5 protein-coding genes are annotated in these 3,323 nt (G+C 43.5%); 1 reads left to right on the top strand and 4 read right to left on the bottom strand.

The genetic code is table 11. The annotated features are described in order from the left end of the window. The coding region (locus WKI49_05540) for a sigma-70 family RNA polymerase sigma factor (GenBank protein MEJ7621953.1) at nucleotides 1-215 on the top strand (215 nt) is incomplete at its 5' end. Here the strand turns inward: WKI49_05540 and WKI49_05545 are convergent. From WKI49_05545 to WKI49_05560, 4 genes are all read right to left on the bottom strand, one after another. Next, the gene (locus tag WKI49_05545; protein MEJ7621954.1) at nucleotides 187-486 is read right to left on the bottom strand and encodes a hypothetical protein; all 300 of its coding nucleotides are present in this window, start codon (nucleotides 484-486) and stop codon (nucleotides 187-189) included. The two genes, WKI49_05540 and WKI49_05545, sit on opposite strands and share 29 nt — an antisense overlap. Then, nucleotides 486-1,739 carry a pitrilysin family protein gene (locus tag WKI49_05550; protein ID MEJ7621955.1) on the bottom strand — a complete coding sequence of 418 codons (1,254 nt, stop codon included), beginning with the start codon at nucleotides 1,737-1,739 and terminating at the stop codon, nucleotides 486-488. The genes WKI49_05545 and WKI49_05550 overlap by 1 nt, the downstream gene beginning before the upstream one ends. Next, entirely contained in the window at nucleotides 1,736-2,989 is a 1,254-nt protein-coding gene (locus WKI49_05555; GenBank protein ID MEJ7621956.1) for a pitrilysin family protein, read from the bottom strand. Before WKI49_05555 ends, WKI49_05550 begins: the two co-directional genes overlap by 4 nt. Nucleotides 2,990-3,021: 32 nt before the next feature. Further along, nucleotides 3,022-3,323, bottom strand: a 302-nt coding sequence (locus WKI49_05560) for a DUF29 family protein (GenBank protein MEJ7621957.1), incomplete at its 5' end; no start/stop codon positions are given.

Consider the following 3,323-nt stretch of genomic DNA (forward strand, 5'->3'; position numbering starts at 1 on the left):
ATATTATAGCTTTTGTTTGTGAGTTCGTAATTTTTCGGAGACTAGTCGCAAAGACTCTTGACTACAGAGAAAAGTTGGTTTTACAGCTTCTCTATTACGAGGAGCTACCACTAAAAGAGGTGGCAGGGCTTTTAGGCGTGTCTATGGCAAGGGTTTCTCAAATAAAGGCTAATGCCATAGAAAAGCTCAAGAGGTTTTTAGCTTCTGTTGAATGAGCTCTAAGAGCTTCTCGTAGGTATATCTAATTTCGTAAGCCATATCCACAAGCTTTACATCCCCTTCCGCTTCCGCCCTTTTGACTAAGGGAATGATTACCCTCTCAAGCTGGTCTTTGTATTCTATAAGGTCGTAGCTAAGCTCTTCTTCTGTGAGGTCTTCTATGCCTGCCAAGTAGGTTCTGTAAAGCATTTTTGCAGATATTAAAACATGCTCCAGCTCCTTCTGCAGGTCTCCTCTGTCAAGTCCAGCCTTTGTAAAGTCTCCCATTAGGGTTCCACCACCACGCAGTGATGTATTTTAAGGTATTTTTCTCTTAAGGCTTGCACCTCTTCAAAACTCACCGACCTTATTTTGTCCACATACTCTGAGTCCATCCTCCAGCCAAAGCCCATTACCTCAAAAAAGCCTAAATACCATGCCTGTCTTGCCCTCGTTTGGCGAGCCAACAAAAAGTTTCCCACTATCTTATTTTTGGCAAGCTCCACATCCTCTGGCGTTATTTCACTATTCTTTATCACTTCCACCAAGTCTCTAAGAGCATCTTCCTTTTTCTCAGGAGAAGTGCCTATATAGGCTATTAGCCTTGGAGAGGAAAGGCGAGTGGGATATGTGGAATAGACCGCATAGGCGTAGCCCCTTTTTTCTCTAAGTTCCTTAAAGAGCTTTGAGGTCATACCATCTCCAAGCACAGCATCCAACACCTTAAAGGCAAAGTATTCTCTTCCCTTAAACTCAGGAGCGTCAAAGGCACAGAGCACCGTAGCTTGAGAGCCCGGTCTTTTCACCCTTTCTAATAGGTCTTCCCTCATAGGCACATCCACAGGATTTAGTGGATACTCTCCCTCAGGAATTTCAGAAAAAACCTCTCTAAGCATAGGTAAAACCTGCTCTGTCTTAAAATCTCCCACAAGACTTACCACCACATTTTTAGAACGCAGTATTTCCTGCCACCTGTTTATCACATCTTCCCTGCTTATAGCCTTTACATCTTCCTCAAGACCAAGAGGAAAAACCTCGTAGTTAGAACCCTTGTAGGTAATTCTTCGCAGAGCGTCCACCGCAAGCTCTTGCCCCCTTTCTCTTCTCGCCCTTATAGCCTGTAGCACGTTTCGTCTTTCCCTCTCAAGGTCTTCTTCAGAAAAGAGTGGCTCAAGGAGCATACTCCTTATGACTCTTAGACCCTCCTTTAGACCCTCCACCTTAGTGGAAAAGCCTATCTCCACATAATCATCGCTGGCAGAGGCGTATATGCTACCTCCATAGTCCTCAAAGGCGCTTGCTATCTGGTAAGAGCTATAGGTCTTTGTGCCTTTTGTAAGGAGCAAGGCGGTAAGGTTTGTAAGCCCTCTCCTTTTCTCCCCATGCGTCCCAGACCTTATAAATATCACACCAGAAACTATACCTCTTCCCTTTGTTTCCTTTGTTATCAGCTTTACTCCATTTTCCAAAATGTGTTCCTGCACCCTTGCACCTCCAAAGGAAAGACTAAGCAAAAAAAGCAAAAGTATTATAAACCTCATCTCTCTGGCACCATAATAACTTCACTGTAAGGCTTGCTAAGGATGTATTTCTCAAGAACCCTTAACACATCCTCACGACGCACGCTTCTTATGTTGTTGTCAAAGTATTTGTAATAGTCCAGCAGACCTACAACGGTAAGAGAATAACCAATATAAAAGGCATCCCTTTCTACCCTCTCAAGGGCAAAGGCTTCTGAATTTATGAGCCTTTCCTTTGCCTTTTGAACCTCCTCTTCTGTCAAAGTTTCTTTGAGAGACCTCATAAGCTCAAAGACTTTTGCCTTTACTTTCTCCAACCTATCTTGGTCTAAGGTAGCGTAAATGAAAAATAGGTTATCCCTTGGTCTTCCAAAGTCTCCTGTAGATACGCTGTAAACAAGACCCTTTTCCCTTAACTCCCTATAAAAGAGAGAAGTCCTACCATTTCCCAATATTTGGTCAAGCACTGCAAGGGCGTAGTATTCCTTTGTGCCTATGGCAGGAGCTCTCCAACCTATGAGCCAATAGGTCCTTTCCACCCTTTTGTCCCTTATGGTCTTTGAACGGTTTTCCAACTGCTCCGGTTCTGGCAATATCTCCACCTTTGGCACAGGCTTACCTTCTTCTTTTCCAAAGGTTTCCAACACTTCCTTGTAGACCTCCTCCGGCTCCACATCTCCCACCACCACCACAAACATATTCCTTGGCTGGTAGAAGTTCCTATAAAACTCGAGGAGCATATCTCTTGTAAACTTCTGAATGGTTTCCTCGTAGCCTATAATGGGATGTCTGTATGGAGAGACCTTGTAAAAGACCTTTTCAAACTCTTCCCACAGGACTGTAGTAGGATTGTCCTTTCCACGCCTTAGCTCCTCTATAACAATGGGCTTTTCCTTTTCCACCATATCTTCCAAAAGCAGAGGCTTTTGAGTTAACTGATAGAGCACTTCAAGGGCTTGTTTCCAATAGGGCTTTGCTATAGTTATGTGGTAAAAGGTATAATCCTTTGAAGTGCCGGCGTTAAGGTTTCCACCAAGACTTTCTATAATGTAGTCTATCTGTCCGTATGGATACTTCTCCGAGCCGTTAAAGAGCATATGCTCCAAAAAGTGAGCCATACCCTTTTGCTGATAGTCCTCGTAGGCAGAGCCAACCTTGAACCACACGTGCAAGGCTACCGCTTCTGTATCCTCTCTCTTATTTACCACTAACTTTGCACCGTTAGGGAGTTTATAAGTCCTTAGCTCTCCAGCAAAAACCACTGTTGCCATAAAAAACACCTCCAAAAGTAATAAAAATATCCTCATAGCTCCTTTCTCAAGTCCCTTGTCATGGCTTCCTCATAAGTATAGGGACATTCCTCTGGAATATTAAACTCCTCTGGCTCATAACCGTTGTCTTCAAGCCATCTTTCTAAGTTTCTCACCGCATCTATCCATGCCTTGTCTATTTCCTTAGGAAGCTTATTCCTCAGACTTGGATACTTCTTAAACTCCGCCAAGATATCCTTTCTTGCGTTGTTTATGCTTTTTATCCAGCCTCTTCCCGCAGTTTCTCCACCGGCGAGGTTTCTAAAATTATCCCACTTGTAGAGATGTTCCAGTA

It is taken from the genome of Aquificaceae bacterium (assembly GCA_037722135.1).
GTDB lineage: Bacteria > Aquificota > Aquificia > Aquificales > Aquificaceae > Pampinifervens > Pampinifervens sericum.